Below are 18,931 nucleotides of genomic sequence, written 5' to 3'. Positions count from 1 at the left end.
GGGCGGTGAGGCGCCGGGCAACTGTCAAACTTGGCATGGGAATTTTACCAGTGGGGCGAGGGACGGTCAAGGAAGCCGTCTGGAGGCCATTCCCACTGCTGGTGCAGGATTTCGCTCGTCTCCGTGGAACTACGGAGGCTTGCCCGAGCCGCCCGGCGCCCTTGCCTCGGCCGGCCGTCCACCCTATAGTCGCCTGTGGAAACTTGATAGGAATCGATGGTGGTTCCGGAGCCGGCCCCTCGGGGGCGGGCCGGACCGACAGGAAGGTGGAGGAGGTCCCCTAATGCCCTACGATCCGGTTCTCGTGCAACCCATGCGTGAGGAGCTGACGCGCATCGGCGTGCGCGAGTTGCGCACGTCGCAAGACGTGGACGCGTTCATGAACGAGAAGAGCGGCACCACCTTGCTGGTGGTCAACTCCGTCTGCGGCTGCGCCGCCGGTCAAGCACGGCCGGGAGTGCGGCTGGCGTTGCAGAACGAGGTCAAGCCCGACCGGGTGGCTACGGTTTTCGCCGGCCAGGATCTGGAGGCGACGGCGCGGGTCCGCAGCTTCTTCGCCCAGTTTCCGCCCAGCAGCCCGTCCCTGGCGCTGTTCAAGGACGGCGAGGTAGTGCACTTCGTGCCGCGCCACGCCATCGAGGGGCGCGATGCCATGAGCCTGGCCAACGACCTGGTGGCGGCGTTTCACAAGTATTGCAAGACCACCGCGGCGCGCTGACGATGGGTACGTTCCATCACGACAAGGGCCCGCTGCACGGCATCACCGTGGTCGTGGACACCCAAGGACCGCGGGTGTACGTCGGCCGCTGCGACACGCAGGAGAATGGCGGCATCGTTCTCCTGGACGTGGACGTGCACGAGGAGGGCGAGGGCGGGCGCAGCAAGGAAGACTATCTGCGCCAGGTCGCCCGTGTGGGCCACTGGAAGAAACACGCCCGCGTGGTTCTCGAAGCCCCGCAGATCGTCTCGGTGCGCCGCCTCGGGGAGATTTCCCCGGACTGATCTCTACGGCTGCCGTCACCGGTCCGAGGAGCGAGCGCCCCAAGGCCGGCGACGCTTCCAAGCTCAAGACGCAACAGGCGGCACAACGCAGCGCCGCCTGTTGGACCCCCGACCGTCTCCACCCGACGTCCAAGAACACTCAGGGCATTCCGGAACGAGCCCGGTTCTTCCGCCCCGTGTAGACCAACCAAGCGCCGAGTCCGATGAGGCCGAGGGGCCACCACTCCTCGAGCCAGTACATGTCCATGTCGAAGCGGGTGTGCAGGAGGATGAGCACGCCGAGGCCGACGAGGAAGATGCCCCCTGCCATCGAGCCCCGGTTGCGTGGCAACTCCAGCTCCGGCATCTGGCCTCCCGAATCGAGCGCCAGGTTGTAGAGGGAAGCACGCCGGGCCCCGTCCACGATGTTGTAGAGGATGAAGAAAGCCAGGGAGAGGCCGAACAACGGTTCGAGACCGCCAGCACCCTTGGAGAGGATGGTGACCAGGGAGGCGAAGATCAGGATGTGGGTGAACCCGAGCTGGTAGTAACCGACATAGATGTGGCCCAGCCCCGGGAAAGCCGACATGATCGTGGCCAGCGCCACGTTCTTCCGCCGCGGGTCGTTCGTTGGAATCCAGCGTCCTGCCGGCGGCTTGGTCTCCTGGTTCGCGGTCGGGCGTTCCGTTCGCCGTTCCTCCTGGCCGCTCCCCGTGCCCTCGTTCTCCATCCCGTTCATGACGAACACCTCCTGGTGTAGGGCCTCGCGTTCCTCGAAACAGCGTGACCGTGGTGCAGACGTGAGAGAGCGGTCGCGCTGCCGCAACTCCCGGGCTTCATCGTGGATCCTCCGGCGTCGATCCCCCTGCTGGCGCCGCGGCAGGCACCGAGCTGCCCGCCCACAGCCGGCGCAGATCCCCGCCCAGCTCGTGCAGGGCTTGAGAAAAGCGCGGGAAGTTGCGGCTCTCGATGCCAGCCCGCGCCTCCGACAGGTCGGCACGCACGACGCCCCAGGCCGTCGTGCCGTGCTCGTCGGTGAGGGCGCGACCCTTGGCCGCGAGAGCTGTCTCGATCCTGCCGGCCGTTCCTGCCCAAGCGCGGTGCGCGGTGCTTTGCAGCGCCGGGCCCACGCGCGAGGTCGCAGCGATGAGGAGGCCGCCGCCATCCAGGCGGATGGCTGCGAGGGCCTGTTGTGGCAGCGGCCGGAAGGGCGAGAAGGGCAGCGCGCAGAGCAGCATGAGGAGGAAGCAGGCGGCGGTGGCGAACTCGAGAGCGAAACGCGGGCGCTGCAGCAAGTGCTGCCAGGTGTCGAGCCAGCGCGTGCCCACCGCCGTGCGTCGCCGCTGCAGCGCCTGCGTCGAAGCCAGTACTTGGGTGGTGAACTCGGGCCCCGGCTCGGTCTCCGCCAGAGAGGGGAGCTCGAGCCGCAGCGTCGCGACAGCCGCCGCGAGGGCGGCGCAGCCCGAGCAGTGCTGCAAATGCATTGCGATCAGCCCGGCGTCGTCCGGTGAAAGCGCGCCGTCCACCCAGCCCGGCAGCGACTCCTGCGCCCGACCACACGGAGCGCCGGAGGTCCGCTCCAACAAAATGGAGACGAAGGCGTCCGTCGGCGCGTCGCGCCCCGGGACGGTCTCTTCCTGGAACGACGCCCACAGGCGGTCGCATCGTTCGCAGCCCGCACGGTGCTGCTCCAGCAGAGCGCGCTCCGGGGGGTCGAGCGCACCGGCGAGTAGCGCCTCCAACCGCTGTTCGAAGTGAGCGCAATCCATGCTCACAACCTCACCTTCACTGCGCCCCGTCGCGGCCGTACTGGCCGCCGGAGAGCGCCAACACCTTCCGCGCCAGCTCCACGCGGGCTCGATTCGCCCGCGACTTCACGGTCCCCTCCGGGACGTTGAGGAGGCGCGCAGTCTCTTCCACCGAGAGGCCCTGGATTTCGCGCAACAGGAGGACCTCGCGGCTGAGCTCGCCCAGTGCCTGCAGCGCCAGGTGCAGCAGGCGACGCCGGCTCTTGGCGTGCCAGGCCTCGTCCGGCGCCGGCTCGCTGGTCGCGAGCAGCGGCGCTTCCTCCGCCGGCACGTCGCGCCCCGGCGGCCGGGCCTGACGCCGGCGCAGATGATCGATGCAGGCGTTGCGGGAGATGCGGATCATCCAGGGCAGGAAGTGCGCGGCGTCGTCGCAGCGCCCCAGGTTCCGGTAGATGCGGATGAAGATCTCCTGCGCCACGTCGCGCGCCTCCTCGGCGTTGCCCACGTAGTGGAGCGCCAGGGCGTAAACGCGGGACTGGTGTTGCCGCACCAGCGCTTCCCAGGCGAGTTCGTCGCCGTCCCGGCAGCGCTGGAGGAGCGTCGTCAGATCCATCCGGCCACCTTGCGCCCCCGGAGAACCGCCCCGTCCGCGCCGAGCGCCGTCCGGCGCCCGCTCTGACCAGGAGACGCACCGAGGGGGGCTGGGGTTCGCCCCCCCGAGGCCGAGGCTCCTGGCCGCGAGTCTAGCAAGGGCATGTTCGAGAGGCGCTCGGGGGAAAGAGACGCGAGGCCGCCAGGGGGGTCTGACGGCCTCGCGGGGAGTGCAACGAGCTCCTGGAGCCTGCACCGCCGCTCGCCGGTCCAGGAGCACTGCGACCGGCGAGCCTGGCGGCACCGGCTCAGCCGCGTGGAGCGTTGCGCTCCGACTTGAGCACGAGGATCTGCTTGCCGTTGCCGCGGCGCACCGCGAGCCGGGCCCCGCTGTCGAGGTCCGCCTTGGCGATGGCAGCGTCGAAGGCTTCCACCGTCGCCACCTGCTTGCCCTGCACGGACAGGATGATGTCACCCTCGCGCAGGCCCGCCTTGCTCGCCGCGCTCAGCGGTTCCACCTCGGTGACCAGGACGCCGTCGGTCTCCTCTTCCAGACCCGCGCGGCGCGCCCGCTCCGGGGTGAGCGTGCGGACGGAGAGTCCGAGATCCAGGGACGCCGGCTCGGCGTGCGGGCGCTCGCTCTCGGCGCTCTCCTGTTCGTCCACCTTGACGCGCAGCGTCTTGTTGCGGCCGTCCCGCCACACCTCGACCTCGGCGCTGGTGCCGGGGCGCGTCGCCGCCACCAAGGTGCGCAGCTCGGTCACGTTGCCGACCTTCTTGCCGCCGAAGCGGGTGATGATGTCCTCGTCTTGCATGCCGGCTTGCGACGCCGGAGTCCGAGGCATCACCTGGCTCACCAGGACCCCGTCCGTGCCTTCGTAGCGGAAGGACTTGGCCAGGTCCTCGTCGAGGTTCTGGATCTGCACGCCCAGCCAGCCGCGAACCACGCGGCCTTCCTGGATGAGGCTGGTCATGATCGTCTTCGCCATGTTCATGGGGATGGCGAAACCGATGCCCATGTAACCGCCGGTTTGGGTGTAGATGGCGGTATTGATGCCCACCACCTCACCGCGCAGGTTCACCAGGGGACCGCCGCTGTTGCCGGGGTTGATCGCCGCGTCGGTCTGGATGAAGTCGGTGTAGTCGGCGACGCCCACGTCGTTCCGCCCCTTGGCGCTGACGATGCCGGCGCTGATGGAGGCGGTCAGGCCGAAAGGATTGCCCGCCGCCAGCACCCACTCGCCGATCTTGAGCGCTTCCGAATCGCCGAGCTTGGCGGGTTGCAGGTTCTTGGCATCGATCCGCAGCACTGCCAGGTCCGTCTTCGGATCGGTGCCGACGACCTTGGCGGTGAACTTGGTTTCGTCGGCGAGCTGCACCGTCACCTCGTCGGCGCCATCCACCACGTGGTTGTTGGTGAGGATGGTGCCGTCCGAGCCGATGATGACGCCGGTGCCGAGGCCGCGGGCCTCGAAGTCCCGCCCGGGGCCGAAGAAGCGCTGGTACCAATCGTCGCCGAAGAACTCGCGGAAGGGCATGTCGCCCATCTGACCCTGGCGGTTGTGCACCCGCTTCGTCGAGTTGATGCTCACCACGGAGGGGCGAATCGTCGAGGCGACTTGTTCGAAGGCGAGGGACAAGTTCTGCGCCGCGTCGAGGGCCTCCTGCGTCCGGCTCGCGGTGGGGGCCGGATCGGCATGGACTCCGCTCGTGGAGCGCGACCAAAAGACTGTGCTGGCGCCCAGGGCGAGAAGGGCGCTCAAGGCGCCGACCGCTCCGAGGCCCAACCAGCGACGTGCACGGCTCATGGGGATTCCTCCTGGTGGACGCCGGTCGCCTGGACCGGGACGGGCCTCAAGGGTCCATCTGGAAGGATGATTACCCGGAAATGGCTCCTCCGGTTCCGGCCGATTCCGGCAACGACCTAGCTCTGCCATACTCGTGCCTGGCCGGCGTCGCTCGGCGCTCGGCCGCCCCACGAGGAGGACCGTGCGGTACTGGTTGCTCAAGGCCGATCCTGGCGCCTACGGCTTCGCCGACCTCGAGCGCGAGCGGCGTGCGGTCTGGGACGGCGTCTCCAACCCGGTAGCGCTCAAGAACATGCGCGAAGTCCGCAAGGGCGACGCCGCGCTCGTCTACCACACCGGCGACGAGAAAGCCGTCGTCGGTCTGGCGCGGGTCGTTTCCGATCCCTCGCCCGATCCGGCGAACGCGCGTCTCGTTGTCTTCGCCCTCGAGCCGGTGAAACGCCTGGCGAGTCCCGTGTCGCTCGCCGCGGTGAAAGCAGACCCTCGTTTCCAAGACTTCCCGCTGGTGCGCCAACCCCGGCTCTCGGTGCTGCCGGTGCCTCCCGATCTCTGGAAGCTCCTCATGAGAATGGCGGGGGAGAAGGTCTGATCTCCTGCGGCGCGCGCAAGAAAAAGGGGTGGAGGCGCCACGGCCTCCACCCCGCATCGACACCGCAGGTGCTTCGCTCTCAGCTCTCGACCTTGGCGAACTTCTCCGCCGGGATCGGCTCGGTGATGGAGACCTTCGAGGTCGCCGCTTCCAGGAACGGCTGGCCGTCCTGCAGGATCACCGTCTTTTGCGGTAGCTTGATCCCGCCCACGGCCTTGTACTCGCTCAGGAACATCTGCGCCTCCACCGGGTTGCCCTGGAAGCTCTTGCTGCGGTAGTCCAACTTCACGACGAGATGGGTGCTCTTGTTTACGTAGGCCTTGAACTGCTTGCCGCCCCGTGGCGGGGTGAGCAGAATCACCTCGGTCGCCGCCCCCTGCACCTCGCTGTCCTCCAGGTACTGGGGCTTGTAGCTCTCGTAGTCGCGCAGGAAAGCCACGAGCTCCCGCGCCAGATTGTCCTCGAAATCCTGCATCTCCGCTTCGTCCAGCGTCTTCGTCTGCCCCATGCCCTTGCGGAAACCGGCCTTCTGCTCGCGGTTGTAGACCTGCACCATCGTCTGTCCCATGACCTCGATCTCGAGGCGCACGTTGCCGGGGTACTGGACGAAGCGGTTCGACTTCGCCTGCATCTTGTTGCCCATGACGCTGAGCTGCAGGTCTTGGGACTCGGTCAGGTTGTTGACCTTGGCCAGCAGCTCGACACCGCCCGTGGCTTTGGCGGCCTGGGCCAGCACCTCTTTGCCTTTCTGCAGCGTCGCCGGCGTGGCGGCGGGGAAGGCGGCCACCTTGGGCTCCGGGATGGTGATGTCGATCGTGTTCACCTTGCCCAGGCCATCGAGGGCTTCGTCGAAGTCGGCGGGCTTGCCCACCACCAGCAGGGCGAAGTTCTCCGGCTGCAGGAAGCTGTTGGCGACCCGTTGCACGTCGGCGACCGTGACCTTCGCCACTTCCTGGGGGAAGCGTTCGAGGAAGTCCGGCGGATAGCCCCAACGGGCGTAGTTCATCTGCCGGGTGACGATGCCCCCCTTGTCGGCGAAGTTGAAGACGTAGGAGTTGAGCAAGCCGTCCTTGGCGCGCTTCAGCTCGGCGTCGGTGACCGGCGTGTTCTTCATCCGCTTCACTTCCTCGATGCAGGCGCGGGCGGCTTTCACCGTGGTCTCCGACTTGGTGCCACAGACGACGCGGAACATGCCGGGGTAAGCGAGCTCGGCGCCGAGTTGGCTGCCGACGCGATAGGCCAGACCCTGTCGGGAGCGCACCTCGTTGAAGAGGCGCGAACCGAGGCCGCCGCCCAGGAGCTCGTTCATCACCAGCAGCGGATAGTAGTCTGGGTTGTCCGCCTTGATGCCCTTGTGACCGAGGCGGATGTTGGACTGAGTGACGCTCTCCTTGGCCACCAGATTCACCGAGGCGTGCACCTCCGGGGTCGCCGGAATGGGAGGTTGCTGCACTGTGACCTTGGGCCAAGCCCCGAGCAGGCGCTGCACGGTGGCGACGATCTCGTCCTTGTTGAAGTCGCCCCAGAGGGCCAAGGACGCATCGCCCGGGTGGTACCACTTCTTGTGGAAGGCGAGCAGGTCGTCGCGGCCGATGCGCGCCAGGTGTTCGTACTCCATTTGTGCCGCGAACGGGTGGTCGGCGCCCCAGAGGATCTTCTGGAACTCGCGGTCTGCGATCGAGCTGGGGTCGTCGTTGCGCCGCGCGATGCCGGAACGGGCCTGCGTCAGCGCCAGCTGCAGCTTGTCCTCGGGATAAGCCGGTTCGAGAAGCAGATCACGGACGATCTCGAGGACGCGCTCGCTGTCCTCCACCAGGGCGTTGACGCTGATCTCCGTGGTGAGATTCCCGGTGGAGGTCTCGATGGAGGCGCCACGGCTCTCGAGCCACTCGTCCAGGGCGTCACCGGCGAGGGATTTCGTGCCGCCGGAACGCAGCACCTCGGCGGTGATACCCGGAAGGCCGCGCTGCTCCGCCGGGGCGTAGGCCTCGCCGGCGCGGAGCACCAGGGTCATGCGGAAGAGGGGCAGATCGTGGTCCTCCAGCACGAAGAGCTGGATGCCATTGTCCAGCGCCTGCCGTTGCACCGCCGGCGGCTGGATGGGGTGGAGCGTGGGGGACTTGATCTTCTCCCACTTCTTGGCGGCGGCGAGGCCTGGCAGGAGCAGGAGCCCCGCGAGCGCTGCCAGGAAGAATCGTCTGGTATTCATGTGCGCTGCTCTCCTCGTCATGTCACTGCCCCTTGCTTTCGCCACTCTGCGCCCGCCGCTCCTCGGTGACCATGGAGCCGATGGTGGCGTTCTTGCGCTGCATGTACTTGCGCGCCATCGCCTGCACGTCCTCCCGCGTCACCGCTTCGATGCGGCCGACCTCGGCGAAGAGATCCTTCCAGCTGCCGCGCAGCGTCTCGTAGGCGGCCAGCTGTGCCGCCAGGCCCGAGTTGTCCTCGATGCCGCGGATGAACTCGGCACGCACCTCGGTCTTGACGCGGGCGAGCTCGTCCGGATCCACCAGGTCGTTCTGCAGGCGTTGGACCTCTTCCCAGCAGGTCTTCTCGATCTCGTCCGGTGTGTGCCCGGAGTTCGGGATGGCGAAGATGATCACCAAGCTGGGGTACTTGTTGCCCGGGAACTCCGGGAAAGCGCCGGCGAAGAGCGCGGTTTTCTCCTTCTTCACCATGCGCGCGTAGAGGCGCGACGTGCGTCCCTGGCCCAGGACGCGGCAGAGCACGGCGATGGCTGGATCGTCCGGGGAGGTCGTGCTCGGGCGGTGGAAGCCGATGGCGAAGATCGGCTGGGTATCCCCCTGGAGCACGAAGCGGCGCTCACCGTTCTGCTCCGGTTCGGCGGTGTGCACTGGCGGCGGGTCGCCACGGCGGGGGATGCTGGCGAAGTACTTCTCCGCCAGCTTCTGCACCTCTGCCGGATCCACATCACCCACCAGGGCGATGACGACGTTCTGCGGCGTGTAATAGGTGTCGAAGAACCACTCCGCCGCATCGAGCCGCAGGTTGTCCAGGTCGGACCGGTGGCCGATGCCTAGGTTCTTGTAGGGGTGGGCCCGATACGCGACGCCCACCATCTCCTCGATGAACTGGCCGAAGGGCTGCGAATCCACCCGCATGTTGCGTTCCTCGATGACCACGTCCCGCTCCTTGTAGTACTCGCGGAACACGGGCTTGGTGAAGCGCGCCGACTCGAGGTAGGCCCACAGCTCCAGCTTGTTCGAGGGCAGGCTGTAGTAATAGTAGGTGCCGTCGGAGGCGGTGCTGGCGTTGAGCCCCACGCCTCCCGCCTGATCGATGATCTGGCTGAACTCGTTGGACTCGATGTACTGATCCGCCTGCTGCTGGAGCGACTGGATCTCCTGCTCGAGCTGCTTGACGCGCTCCGGGTTCGTGGCCATGCCCTTGGCGCGCTCGGCGTAGAGCTGCATGAACAGGGCATCGATCTTCTCGATCAGCTTCGCTTCCTTGCCATAGTCCTTGGTGCCGATCTCGTCGGTGCCCTTGAAGGCCATGTGCTCGAACATGTGCGCGAGACCGGTCTGCCCGACCGGTTCGTTCACCGAACCGGCGTTGACGTGGGTCATGAAGCTGAAGACCGGGACGTCGTGGCGTTCCAGCACCAGGAAACGCAAGCCGTTCTCCAGGGTGAACTCGTGGACCTTGGACTGGAGCGCGCTCGGGTCCCAATCGGCGGACGAGCGGCCGGCAACGGCCGGGCTGCCCGCGGCGAGGCAGGCCGCAGCCAGCGCCAGAGCCAGGACCAGCCGCCAGCGCCTGCGAGCCGGGGCCGCAGTACTGCGAGCAGAGTGCATCGTGAACTCCTTGGGTTCGAACTTCCGCGCCGCGCCGGCGCACACCGAGGGCCGGACTGCCGGTGAAACGACTCCGGGCACTCAGGTGCGTCCAGGAGGCGCCCATGGTAGCGCACCGCCAGGCTCGGCAGGGGCTCGAGGGAACTCGTCGAGGCCGGTCAGAGGCACCGCAGTGGTCCCCCGGTTCAGCCGCAAGACATTGATATCATGTCTCTTGCCGGAGAACCCGAGGAACCTCACCGAGGCCGCGAGCAAAGGGTCCCCACTGCTCTTACGAAAGCTCGGGCGGCCGAGGTTCTTCTGGTCGGGCAGAAGCCGTGCTTCTCGCTAGAATGACCGCGGGAGCTTGGTATCGGCAGCGCCGCTGCCGGGCCCTGGTCCGGAGGCGGGAAGTCCGCCGCGGGGATGTTCGCCGCTGGTTAGGTGTAAAGGATCCTTCGGAGCGCGGAAGGCGCACCGGAGTCGCCTTTGGTCCCGCTCGCACCGCATCGGGAGGAACATGGCAGGTCGCGGACGTTCCTGGATTCTCGCCGGCAGCTGCGCCGCGCTCCTCTTCGGCGCGCCGCCGGTGGCTGCGACACCGCCGGCGCCCGCGGGCAAGACGCTGGAGGAAGCCACCGCAGAGGACGGCCTGTACGCCGTGTTCGAGACCTCTCTGGGGACGTTCGCCTGCGCCCTCGAATTCGCCAAGACGCCGATCACGGTGGGGAACTTCGTGGGGCTGGCGGAGGGGCGCATCCAGTTCCTCGATCCGCGCACGCAGGAGTGGGTGAGCCGTCCCTACTACGACGGCCTCAAGTTCCACCGGGTGGTGAAGGAATTCGTCATCCAAGGTGGTGATCCCCTCGGCGACGGCACCGGGGGGCCGGGCTACGCTTTCATCGACGAATGCAGACCCGACCTGCGACACGATCGGCCGGGAATCCTCTCCATGGCCAACTCGGGCCCGAGCACGAATGGCAGCCAGTTCTTCATCACCCTCGCCAAGCTGTCTTACCTGGATGGGCGGCACACGGTGTTCGGCCACGTGGTGCAGGGCTACGACGTCATCGAACGCATTGCCAGCCAGCCGATGACCGGGCCCGATGGTTCTACGCCGGTGGTGGACGTGGTGCTGCGCAAGGTGACCGTGCTGCGGCGCGGGGCGGCGGCGACGAAGTTCGATCCCGTGGCCGCCTTCGAGCGGCAGGACGAGATCATGGCCGAGCGCGAGCTGGAACGGCAGGCGAAGGCGGAGAAATTCCGCCTCGACCTGGACAAGGAGATGGACAAGGCGGAGGTGACCAGCACCGGGGTGCGCTACATCGTGCGTGCCCCGGGTCAAGGAGAGCCGCCGGGAGGTGGGGAGCTCGTCCTGGTGCACTACGCGGGCTATCTCGAGGATGGCACCAAGTTCGACTCGAGTTACGACCGCAACCAACCGTTTCGTTTCGCCGTGGGCCAAGGGCACGTCATCAAGGGGCTGGACGAGATGTACCGCGCCATGCGGCCCGGCGAGAAGCGGCGGGTGATCGTGCCGGCGGCTCTCGCCTACGGCGATCACGGCGCCAAGCGCTTCGGCATCCCGCCCAACGCCAACCTGGTCTTCGACCTCGAGCTCCTCGAGATCCTGCGGCACTGAGCTCGTGACCCCGACACCGCCTTTGCCGACGCTGAGGAGCCGCCGGTTGCCGCGGGCGCGCCGCAACCCCGAGGTGCCATGGGGGAGGTGAGGCGGCTCCGGTGCGGCGGCTCCAGGGCACACCTCCGTAGCTTCCGTGCTTCCAGGGTCGGGTGGTTCCCGACGGCGTTACATTTATTTTGCGTGTCTGGGGGCACTACGACGCTGGCTGCGGGACTATCATGGGGTGCCTCTCCCCGGACTTGGCAGCGCGCGCCGCGCCGCCTCGAGACGGTCGCCTCAAACAGGAGGATTCGGAACCGTGCGTACTCTCAAGGTCACTGCTCTCGTGCTCTGCATCTTCGCCTTCGCAGCCTCGGCTGCTTTCGCCGGCGGCTCCGCCTGCAGCGCCTCGAAGCAGGTCCAAGCGAATTCGGACAATGCCTGCCTCTCCACGGTGTTCGCCGGCGCCGGCAACCACTGCTCCGCCAGCAAGGCCAAGCTCGCCGCACTCGTCGACATCGAAGCCACCCGGCTGCCCTCCGGCGCTCTCGTCGTCATGTACAAGGGCAAGACCGAAGACGCCGTGCACTACCTGCAGGCTGCAGCGACGGGCTCGGTCAGCAACTTCTGCTGCCCTCTGACCCGTGAGCTCGCGGCGAAGCCGAACGCCAAGGTGGAAATCGCCAAGATCGCCCAGGGAGCGATCATCGTGGTCAACTCCCCGGAGAAGACGCTCGTGGACCAGTACGAGCAGTCCTTCGTGACCCTGGCCTCGGCCTCGCACTGAGCTAAAGTGGTCCGATTCCGTAAGGCGCGAGACCTCCGGCTACGGTCGGGGGTCTCGCTTTTTGTGCGGGCTCGGGGAGCCAAGGTGCTGCCGCTGCTGGCGGCGTTCGGCCTCACGGCGGCGCCCTCCGGCGCCGCCCCGGGGGACAGCGAGCTGCCTCTCGTCCGGATGGTGCGCGCCTTCCCGGCCCTCGAGTTCGAGCGTCCGGTGTTCCTCACCCAGGCCGGCGACGGCCGCATGTTCGTGGTGGAGCAAGGCGGCCGCATCCTCGTCTTCCCCGACGACCCACGCGTGTCGCAAGCAACGGTCTACCTCGATCTCCGTGACCGGGTGCGCACCGAGCACAATGAAGAGGGACTCCTCGCCCTGGCTTTCCACCCGCGCTTCGCGAGCAACGGTTGGTTCTTCGTCTTCTACAGCGCTTCTGGACCGCGCCGCGGCGTGCTGTCGCGCTTCCGTGCCGATCCCGAGCACCCGGAACGGGCGCTGCGGGCCTCGGAAACCGTGCTCCTCGAGGCCCCCAAGCACTGGGGCAACCACAACGGTGCGACGCTCCTCTTCGGCCCTGACGGGAGTCTTTATCTCAGCCTCGGCGACGGTGGCTCCGCCGGCGATCCCTTCAATGCGGCGCAGAATCTCGGTTCCCTCCTCGGCAAGATTCTCCGGCTCGATGTGGATCACGAAGCCGGCGGGCGGCCTTACGCCATCCCGGCGGACAATCCTTTCGCCGACGTGCCGGGAGCGCGCCCGGAGATCTGGGCCTATGGCTTGCGCAACGTCTGGCGCATGAGCTTCGACCGTGCCAGCGGGGAACTGTGGGCCGGCGACGTGGGGCAGAACCGTTGGGAAGAGATCGACCGCATCGTCCGCGGCGGCAACTATGGCTGGCGGCTCCGCGAGGGTCGCCACGAGTTCAAGAGCGGCCGGGCGACCGTACCGCTCATCGATCCGGTGCTGGAGTACGGCCGGGAGCAGGGCGCCTGCGTCGTCGGCGGCTACGTCTACCGCGGGACGCGCCTGCGGCGCCTCGTCGGCGCCTATGTGTACGCCGACTATGTGACCGGCAACGTCTGGGCGCTGCGGGCGCAGGGCGACTCCGTGCTGGCGCAGCGCCGGATCCTGGCGCAGCCGCGCAACATCGCCTCCTTCGGCGAGGGCGCCGACGGCGAGCTGTACCTTTGTGCCTTCGACGGCCGTATTTACCGGCTCGAGGAGGAGAGCGGGCAATGAATCCCATTGCAGCGCCTCTCGCCCGCGCCTAGCATGACGGCGCCCACCCCGTGCCGCCGCGCCGGGACGTCAGGTTCGTTCGCAGCCCGGGAGGCCCCCATGGCCAAAATGCACGAAGTCGATTACAAGATCTTCGGCGACGACATGCAGTTCGTGGAGATCGAGCTCGATCCGCAGGAAGCCGTGGTGGCCGAGGCCGGGAGCATGATGTACATGCAGGACGGCATCGAGATGGACACCATCTTCGGCGAGGGCAGCCAGAGCCAGGGCTTCCTCGGAGCCCTGATCGGCGCCGGCAAGCGGGTGCTCACCGGCGAGTCGCTGTTCATGACCGTGTTCCACAACGATTCCAACGGCAAGCGCTCGCTGGCTTTCGCCTCCCCCATCCCGGGCAAGATCGTGGCCCTGCACCTGGCGGAGCTCGGCGGTGAGATGATCACCCAGAAGGACGCATTCTTGGCGGCGGCCCGGGGCGTGGAGATCGGCATCGCTTTCCAGAAGCGGCTCGGCGTCGGCTTCTTCGGCGGCGAGGGCTTCATCATGCAGCGTTTGCGCGGCGATGGTTATGCTTTCGCCAACGCCTGCGGCACATTGATCGAGCGCGTGCTCGGACCCAACGAGAGCCTGCGGGTGGACACCGGCTGCCTGGTGGCCTTGCAGCCGAGCGTGAACTACGACATCCAGTACGTCGGCAAGATCAAGACGGCGCTCTTCGGCGGCGAGGGTCTGTTCTTCGCCCAGCTGCGCGGGCCCGGACGGGTGTGGCTGCAGTCGCTGCCCTTCGGCCGTCTGGCCAGCCGCATCTTCGCCGCCGCACCACGAGGCCGCGGCCGCGAGGAGGGCTCGGTCCTCGGCGCCCTGGGCAATCTCCTCGATGGCGACGGGCGCTGAGCGCCGGTGGCCCCGAAATCTTCCTCGGCAACTCGCAGAGACTGCCGTGCGGGCGGGGCTTTGCCCCGAGGTGAGAGGAGCACCGATGCCGACCTATGACTACGAGTGCGAGAACGGCCACCGCTTCGAAGTCTTCCAGTCCATGAAGGACGCAGCCCTCGACAAGTGCGTGGAGTGCGGCGCCCCGGCGAAACGTCGCATCGGTCCCGGGGCAGGGTTCCTCTTCCGTGGCGACGGTTTCTACAGCACCGACAACCGCTCGCCGAACTACAAGGAAAAGGCCAAGGCCGAGGCCGCCCCGGGAGCGGCAGGGAAGAGCGAAGGGGGAAGCGCACAAGGCGAGGCTTCCTCCCCGGCCGCGAAGGAATCCGCCCAGCCTGCGGCGGAGAAGAGCCCGAAGAAAGACCCACCGCCCAAGAAGTCTTCCGGTTCTGACTGAGCGAGGTTCGAGCGCGCCCGCAGGGAGGAGACCACGGGGGCGTGGCTCGTCATGTCTGCAAGAAAGCCGGCAGCAAGCGGACGAAGGAGAGCACGAAACCGCAGAGCGTCAGCACCAGGAGCCCGAGCGCCAGCATCTGGGTGCCGCGGCCCTCGTGCCGCTCGCGGATGCCGTGCAGGCGCTGCCCCAGCAGGAAGCCCGTGGTGAACCCGCCCAGGTGGGCCCAGTTGTCCACGCCCCGCATGAACAAGCCGAAAGCGAAGAGCACCACGGCCCAGGTGAGGAACTGCTGGGACAGCACGTCCCGCGTGCCGCCGCGCCGGCGGCGATAGGCGATCATCGCCCCGAGGAGACCGAAGATCGAGCCCGAGGCCCCGATGGACGGGCTGTGTCCGAGGAAGCTGGAGGCGAGGAAGCCGCCGGCGCCGGCCAGGCTGTAGAGGATGAAGAAGCGCGCCGGGCCGAGTTCCTCCTCGGCGAAGGTGCCGAGCTGGCGGATCCACATCACATTGAAAAAAATGTGCAGCAGGCTGCCGTGCAGGTAGATCGCCGTCAGCACCGTCCACCAGTGACCCATTTGCATGCTGTCGCGGCCGGTCATCCCGAGGAGATAGAGGGCACGGGTGCTGGGGGAGAGGATTCCCATCAAGCCGCCCGTCGGCGACAAAGCGCCCCGCACGTCCACGGCGAGGCTGGTGATGTACAGCGCCACGCAGGTGACGGTGATCAGCTGTACCAACTGCAGCTGGTGGCCGAAGAGGTGCTGTAGCCGCCGCCCCGCGCCCCAGAGACCGGGGCGGAGAGCACCGCAGTATGGGCAGCGTGCTTCGTCGTCGCCGATGAGCTTGCGGCAGCTCGGGCACAGCATTGCGGGCATGCGCACCTCCCGGCCGCCATTGTAGCGGGTCGCGGCGCCGCAGAGTATCCTGCGCCGGGGCCAGAAGGCGCCTTGGACGAACGCCAAGTCCGAGGCTGCAGCGCGCGGAAACCCGCCGGCAGGCGTGACGCGGAGGGTGTCGCCGATGACGGAGAAACCCCAGGCCGCCCTCGCCACCTACCGCAAGAGCGTGCAACGGGTGCTCTGGATCACGCTGCTCCTCAACCTCGGTGTCGCGCTCGCGAAGCTGATTGTCGGGTTGGCGTCGAGCAGCCTGGCCTTGCTCGGCGACGCGGCGCATTCGGCCATCGACACGGCGAACAACATCGTCGGGCTCGTGGCCGTCGCCGTCGCCGCCCAGGAAGCCGACAAGAGTCATCCCTACGGCCACTCGAAGATCGAGACCTTGGCCGCCTTCGTTCTCGCCGGACTCCTCTTCGTCACCTGCTTCAACCTGGCGGTGGAAGCCGTGAAGCGGCTCGTCGGCTTCCATGCCACCACCACGGTGGCGACGCCGGCAGCTTTCGCCGTCGTGCTCGGCACGCTGCTCGTCAACGTCGCGGTGAGCCGTTACGAAGCCAGGCGCGGCGCGCAGCTGGGTAGCGAGTTCCTCCTGGCCGACGCCGCCCACACTCGTAGCGATGTGCTCGTCACCCTCACCGTGCTCACCAGCCTCGCCTTCGTCCGCCTTGGCGTGCCGCACGTGGATGCGGCGCTCTCGCTCCTCATCGCCGCTCTGATCGGAGCCATCGGCTACAAAGTCTTCCAGCGCACCGTGCCGGTGCTCGTGGACGCCTCGGCATTGGACGAACGCCGCGTGCTGGAGGTGGTGGGGGCAGTGCCGGGAGTGCAGGATCCCCACGCCATCCGCTCGCGCCGGGCCGGGCACGATGTGTTCCTCGATCTGCACATCGTCGTCGATCCGAACACCGACACGGAGACGGCGCACGCCGTCACCGAGGCGGTGGAGCAGGCGCTGGACGACGCCTTCGGCCCCACCAGCGCCACGGTGCACGTGGAGACTTCACGGCACTGCGGTTTGTGAGGCACCGTGCTGCGGTGGCGCGGGAAGCGCCAGGCGGGTCCTCTCACAGGAGATGCCGCTCGTGGGCGGCGCGCTCCAGGGCCGCCCGGAAGTTCGGGTGCGCCAGGTCGACGAGCGCCTTGGCGCGCTGGCGCACGTTGAGTCCGAAGAGATTCACGGCGCCGTATTCGGTGACCACCCAACGGATGTCGGCACGCGTGGTCACGACCCCAGCGCCCGGGCGCAGCGTGGGGACGATACGGGACACGGTGTCGCCTTTGGCCGTGGACGCGAGGGCGATGATGGGCTTGCCGCCGCGAGAGCGCGAGGCGCCGCGGATGAAGTCGGTCTGGCCGCCGAAACCGCTGTAGAAGCTGGTCCCGATGGAATCGGCGCAGACCTGGCCGGTGAGGTCGATCTCCAGGGCCGAGTTGATCGCCACCATCTTCTCGTTCTGCGCGATGACGTACGGATCGTTGGTGTACGCCAGAGGATGCAGCTCCACGACCGGGTTGTCGTCGACGAAATCGAAGAGCCGCTTGGTGCCGAGAATGAAGCCGGCGATGACCTTGCCGGGGTGCAGCGTCTTTCGCTCTCCCGTCACCACACCGGATTCGATGAGATCGATGACGCCGTCGGAGAAGAGCTCGGTGTGCACGCCCAAGGCGCGGCGGTCGCGGAGGAAGCCGAGCACGGCGTCGGGGATGGCGCCGATGCCGGTTTGCAGCGTGCTGCCATCCTCCACCAGGTCGGCGACATTGCGGGCGATGCGGCGCGAGATCTCGGTCCCTGGCTCGGCGGGCATCTCGGGCAGGGGGCGCGAGGTCTCGACGATGGCGTGCAGCTGGCGCACGTGCACGAAGGCATCGCCGTGCACCCGGGGCATCTGCTCGTTGACCTCGGCGATGACGTGCTTCGCCACCCGGATCGCGTCGAGCGTGTGGTCCACGCCGACGCCGAGAGAGCAGAAGCCGTGCTCGTCCGGCGTGCTGACCTGCACCAGGGCCACGTCGATGGGCATGGCGCCGCTGCGAAAGAGCTGGGCGATCTCGCCGAGGAAGATCGGTGTGTAATCGGCCCGGCCGTCGTTGACGGCCTGGCGGACGTTGTGGCCGATGAAGTGGGCATTGTGACGCAAGTGCCCCACCATCCCGGCGTGCGTGTGCGGCGCTGGGCCGAAGAAGAGCAGGTGGACGACCTCCACGTCCCGGAGTCGCAGCGCTCGGTCGCAGAGCGCTTCGAGCAGCGGCAGCGGTGCGGCGCATCCGGGATGGATGTAGACCCGTTGCCCGCTCTGGATCGCTTGCACCGCCCGCCCCGGATCGGTCAGCTTGCGGCTGTAATGCGGCAACCACTGTGGATGGAGCTTGGCGAGATTCGAGCCCACGACGCTCATCGCCTTCCCTGCCCTTCCATCACCGGCTCCCTCCGGACGTTCCCTCGCCTCAGAGGGCGTACTCGGAGAGCGTGTCCGCGTGCGCCGAGTGGCGCAGCTTCCAGAGGGCGCGGTCCCGCAGCTGCCGCACCCGCTCGCGGCTCACACCATGACGCTGGCCGAGGCTCTGCAACGATTCCGCTGTGACCGCCCCGAGCCCGAAGCAACGGCGCAAGATGTCCGCTTCCCGCGGGTCGAGGATTTGCAAGGCAGCCTGGATGTCGTGGGAGCGCAAAGTCTCCACGAGCCAGTCGTCGGTGGAGTGGGGATCCCCCAGCGTATCCACCGCGAAACCCGCTTCCTCGCCCTCGCCGGGCTCATCCAGGGAGAAGTACTGAGTGGGTAGATGTTGCAGTGTCTCGACCTGATAGGTGGTAAGGCGGAGGCGCTTGGCGAGCTCGTCGCTGCTCGGGAAGCGACCGTTTTCCTGCACCAGCCGATCGGACTCGCGGGCCAGGCGCACCAGGCCCTGTACCTTGGCGGCGGGGATGCGCACGATCCGGCTGTGGTCCGTCAGGTAGGACATGATGCTCTGCCGGATCCACCACACGGCGTAAGTGATCAGACGGAAGCCGCGGGATGGATCGAAGCGTTCCGTGGCACGCACGAGGCCGATGTTGCCCTCGTTGATCAGATCCTCCAGGGCCACGCCATGGCGGGCATACTGCCGCGCCACGCTGACGACGAAGCGCAGGTTGCGCCGCACGAGTTCCTTCTCTGCGCCGCCATCGCCGCGCCGTGCCCGCAGGGCGAGCTCACGTTCCTCGGCGGGAGTCAGGACCGGGATGTTCTCGATCTCGTGGAGATAGCGCAGCAGGGCGCTTTTCTCCGCGCTCGATGTCCGCGGTGACGTGCTCTCGGGTGCTTCGCGCCTCGCGCTCATGTCATTCCACTCTCGGGGCGGATTCCTGCAGCTGCACGCCGTTCTTTCGCAGCGTTCCCATGGTGCAGCAGTGCGGTGGGATGAGATCGGCGAGGCGCACCTTGGTGAGTGAAGCTTCCAGGGACTTGCCCACCGTGGCGAACACCTCCTTCAGATGGCAATCGTAGCTCAGGCCGCAATGGCTGGCGCATTGGTGCACCACCACCGGCCCGTCGACACAGTGGATG

At 67.5% G+C, this 18,931-nt stretch carries 19 protein-coding genes; 9 read left to right on the top strand and 10 right to left on the bottom strand.

Going from position 1 to position 18,931, the window contains the following annotated elements; genetic code table 11:
- The first annotated feature begins 283 nt into the window (after positions 1-283).
- Positions 284-718: a BrxA/BrxB family bacilliredoxin gene (locus VFE28_09190; protein HZM16163.1), complete on the top strand. Its 435-nt coding sequence runs from the start codon at positions 284-286 to the stop codon at positions 716-718.
- Positions 719-720: 2 nt separating this feature from the next.
- Positions 721-1,002 (top strand): hypothetical protein, encoded by a 282-nt coding sequence (locus VFE28_09185; GenBank protein ID HZM16162.1) that lies wholly within the window; start codon positions 721-723, stop codon positions 1,000-1,002.
- A 139-nt stretch (positions 1,003-1,141) separates the two neighbouring features.
- Here VFE28_09185 and VFE28_09180 read toward each other — a convergent pair whose 3' ends face one another.
- From VFE28_09180 to VFE28_09165, 4 genes are all read right to left on the bottom strand, one after another.
- Positions 1,142-1,720, bottom strand: coding sequence for a DUF5668 domain-containing protein (locus VFE28_09180; GenBank protein HZM16161.1), 579 nt, complete (start codon positions 1,718-1,720; stop codon positions 1,142-1,144).
- A gap of 97 nt (positions 1,721-1,817) precedes the next feature.
- Positions 1,818-2,750 carry a zf-HC2 domain-containing protein gene (locus VFE28_09175; GenBank protein ID HZM16160.1) on the bottom strand — a complete coding sequence of 311 codons (933 nt, stop codon included), beginning with the start codon at positions 2,748-2,750 and terminating at the stop codon, positions 1,818-1,820.
- Between the two features lie 16 nt (positions 2,751-2,766).
- Positions 2,767-3,342 (bottom strand): sigma-70 family RNA polymerase sigma factor, encoded by a 576-nt coding sequence (locus VFE28_09170; GenBank protein HZM16159.1) that lies wholly within the window; start codon positions 3,340-3,342, stop codon positions 2,767-2,769.
- Positions 3,343-3,628: 286 nt separating this feature from the next.
- Positions 3,629-5,128, bottom strand: a complete 1,500-nt coding sequence (locus VFE28_09165) for a DegQ family serine endoprotease (GenBank protein ID HZM16158.1) — start codon at positions 5,126-5,128, stop codon at positions 3,629-3,631.
- A gap of 181 nt (positions 5,129-5,309) precedes the next feature.
- Here VFE28_09165 and VFE28_09160 point away from each other — a divergent pair, with 181 nt between their 5' ends.
- Positions 5,310-5,717 (top strand): EVE domain-containing protein, encoded by a 408-nt coding sequence (locus VFE28_09160; protein ID HZM16157.1) that lies wholly within the window; start codon positions 5,310-5,312, stop codon positions 5,715-5,717.
- A gap of 79 nt (positions 5,718-5,796) precedes the next feature.
- Here VFE28_09160 and VFE28_09155 read toward each other — a convergent pair whose 3' ends face one another.
- Positions 5,797-7,926 carry an insulinase family protein gene (locus VFE28_09155; protein ID HZM16156.1) on the bottom strand — a complete coding sequence of 710 codons (2,130 nt, stop codon included), beginning with the start codon at positions 7,924-7,926 and terminating at the stop codon, positions 5,797-5,799.
- Between the two features lie 22 nt (positions 7,927-7,948).
- Positions 7,949-9,535, bottom strand: coding sequence for a pitrilysin family protein (locus VFE28_09150; GenBank protein ID HZM16155.1), 1,587 nt, complete (start codon positions 9,533-9,535; stop codon positions 7,949-7,951).
- 499 nt (positions 9,536-10,034) lie between these two features.
- Here VFE28_09150 and VFE28_09145 point away from each other — a divergent pair, with 499 nt between their 5' ends.
- The 5 genes from VFE28_09145 to VFE28_09125 all read left to right on the top strand — a co-directional run bounded on the left by VFE28_09145 (position 10,035) and on the right by VFE28_09125 (position 14,485).
- Positions 10,035-11,156, top strand: a complete 1,122-nt coding sequence (locus VFE28_09145) for a peptidylprolyl isomerase (GenBank protein ID HZM16154.1) — start codon at positions 10,035-10,037, stop codon at positions 11,154-11,156.
- A 301-nt stretch (positions 11,157-11,457) separates the two neighbouring features.
- Positions 11,458-11,925: a hypothetical protein gene (locus VFE28_09140; GenBank protein ID HZM16153.1), complete on the top strand. Its 468-nt coding sequence runs from the start codon at positions 11,458-11,460 to the stop codon at positions 11,923-11,925.
- Positions 11,926-12,009: 84 nt separating this feature from the next.
- Positions 12,010-13,155: a PQQ-dependent sugar dehydrogenase gene (locus tag VFE28_09135; protein ID HZM16152.1), complete on the top strand. Its 1,146-nt coding sequence runs from the start codon at positions 12,010-12,012 to the stop codon at positions 13,153-13,155.
- Between the two features lie 99 nt (positions 13,156-13,254).
- A complete protein-coding gene (locus VFE28_09130) occupies positions 13,255-14,046 on the top strand; it encodes a TIGR00266 family protein (protein HZM16151.1) in 792 nt (263 codons plus the stop codon).
- Positions 14,047-14,131: 85 nt separating this feature from the next.
- Positions 14,132-14,485: an FmdB family zinc ribbon protein gene (locus tag VFE28_09125; GenBank protein ID HZM16150.1), complete on the top strand. Its 354-nt coding sequence runs from the start codon at positions 14,132-14,134 to the stop codon at positions 14,483-14,485.
- Between the two features lie 49 nt (positions 14,486-14,534).
- On the opposite strand, the gene VFE28_09120 is transcribed toward VFE28_09125, so the two are convergent.
- Positions 14,535-15,362: a rhomboid family intramembrane serine protease gene (locus VFE28_09120; protein HZM16149.1), complete on the bottom strand. Its 828-nt coding sequence runs from the start codon at positions 15,360-15,362 to the stop codon at positions 14,535-14,537.
- A gap of 145 nt (positions 15,363-15,507) precedes the next feature.
- Here VFE28_09120 and VFE28_09115 point away from each other — a divergent pair, with 145 nt between their 5' ends.
- Complete coding sequence (locus tag VFE28_09115; GenBank protein HZM16148.1) at positions 15,508-16,407, top strand: cation diffusion facilitator family transporter; 900 nt, start codon at positions 15,508-15,510, stop codon at positions 16,405-16,407.
- Positions 16,408-16,450: 43 nt separating this feature from the next.
- Here the strand turns inward: VFE28_09115 and VFE28_09110 are convergent, their stop codons facing one another.
- The 3 genes from VFE28_09110 to VFE28_09100 form a co-directional block, all read right to left on the bottom strand.
- The gene (locus VFE28_09110; GenBank protein ID HZM16147.1) at positions 16,451-17,782 is read right to left on the bottom strand and encodes an acetyl-CoA hydrolase/transferase C-terminal domain-containing protein; all 1,332 of its coding nucleotides are present in this window, start codon (positions 17,780-17,782) and stop codon (positions 16,451-16,453) included.
- Positions 17,783-17,831: 49 nt separating this feature from the next.
- Positions 17,832-18,704 (bottom strand): RNA polymerase sigma factor RpoD/SigA, encoded by an 873-nt coding sequence (locus VFE28_09105; protein ID HZM16146.1) that lies wholly within the window; start codon positions 18,702-18,704, stop codon positions 17,832-17,834.
- A 1-nt stretch (position 18,705) separates the two neighbouring features.
- Positions 18,706-18,931 (bottom strand): hypothetical protein (locus VFE28_09100; GenBank protein ID HZM16145.1); only part of this gene is annotated, 226 nt, incomplete at its 5' end.

The sequence above is a fragment of the Candidatus Krumholzibacteriia bacterium genome, assembly GCA_035649275.1.
GTDB lineage: Bacteria > Krumholzibacteriota > Krumholzibacteriia.
This window is presented reverse-complemented; position numbering and strand designations above follow the sequence as displayed.

Coding starts and splice junctions, on each gene's coding strand:
- VFE28_09190 (HZM16163.1), top strand. CDS start 284: ATGCCCTACGATCCGGTTCTCGTGCAACCCATGCGTGAGGAGCTGACG.
- VFE28_09185 (HZM16162.1), top strand. CDS start 721: ATGGGTACGTTCCATCACGACAAGGGCCCGCTGCACGGCATCACCGTG.
- VFE28_09180 (HZM16161.1), bottom strand. CDS start 1,720: ATGAACGGGATGGAGAACGAGGGCACGGGGAGCGGCCAGGAGGAACGG.
- VFE28_09175 (HZM16160.1), bottom strand. CDS start 2,750: ATGGATTGCGCTCACTTCGAACAGCGGTTGGAGGCGCTACTCGCCGGT.
- VFE28_09170 (HZM16159.1), bottom strand. CDS start 3,342: ATGGATCTGACGACGCTCCTCCAGCGCTGCCGGGACGGCGACGAACTC.
- VFE28_09165 (HZM16158.1), bottom strand. CDS start 5,128: ATGAGCCGTGCACGTCGCTGGTTGGGCCTCGGAGCGGTCGGCGCCTTG.
- VFE28_09155 (HZM16156.1), bottom strand. CDS start 7,926: ATGAATACCAGACGATTCTTCCTGGCAGCGCTCGCGGGGCTCCTGCTC.
- VFE28_09150 (HZM16155.1), bottom strand. CDS start 9,535: ATGCACTCTGCTCGCAGTACTGCGGCCCCGGCTCGCAGGCGCTGGCGG.
- VFE28_09145 (HZM16154.1), top strand. CDS start 10,035: ATGGCAGGTCGCGGACGTTCCTGGATTCTCGCCGGCAGCTGCGCCGCG.
- VFE28_09130 (HZM16151.1), top strand. CDS start 13,255: ATGGCCAAAATGCACGAAGTCGATTACAAGATCTTCGGCGACGACATG.
- VFE28_09125 (HZM16150.1), top strand. CDS start 14,132: ATGCCGACCTATGACTACGAGTGCGAGAACGGCCACCGCTTCGAAGTC.
- VFE28_09120 (HZM16149.1), bottom strand. CDS start 15,362: ATGCCCGCAATGCTGTGCCCGAGCTGCCGCAAGCTCATCGGCGACGAC.
- VFE28_09115 (HZM16148.1), top strand. CDS start 15,508: ATGACGGAGAAACCCCAGGCCGCCCTCGCCACCTACCGCAAGAGCGTG.
- VFE28_09110 (HZM16147.1), bottom strand. CDS start 17,782: ATGAGCGTCGTGGGCTCGAATCTCGCCAAGCTCCATCCACAGTGGTTG.
- VFE28_09105 (HZM16146.1), bottom strand. CDS start 18,704: ATGAGCGCGAGGCGCGAAGCACCCGAGAGCACGTCACCGCGGACATCG.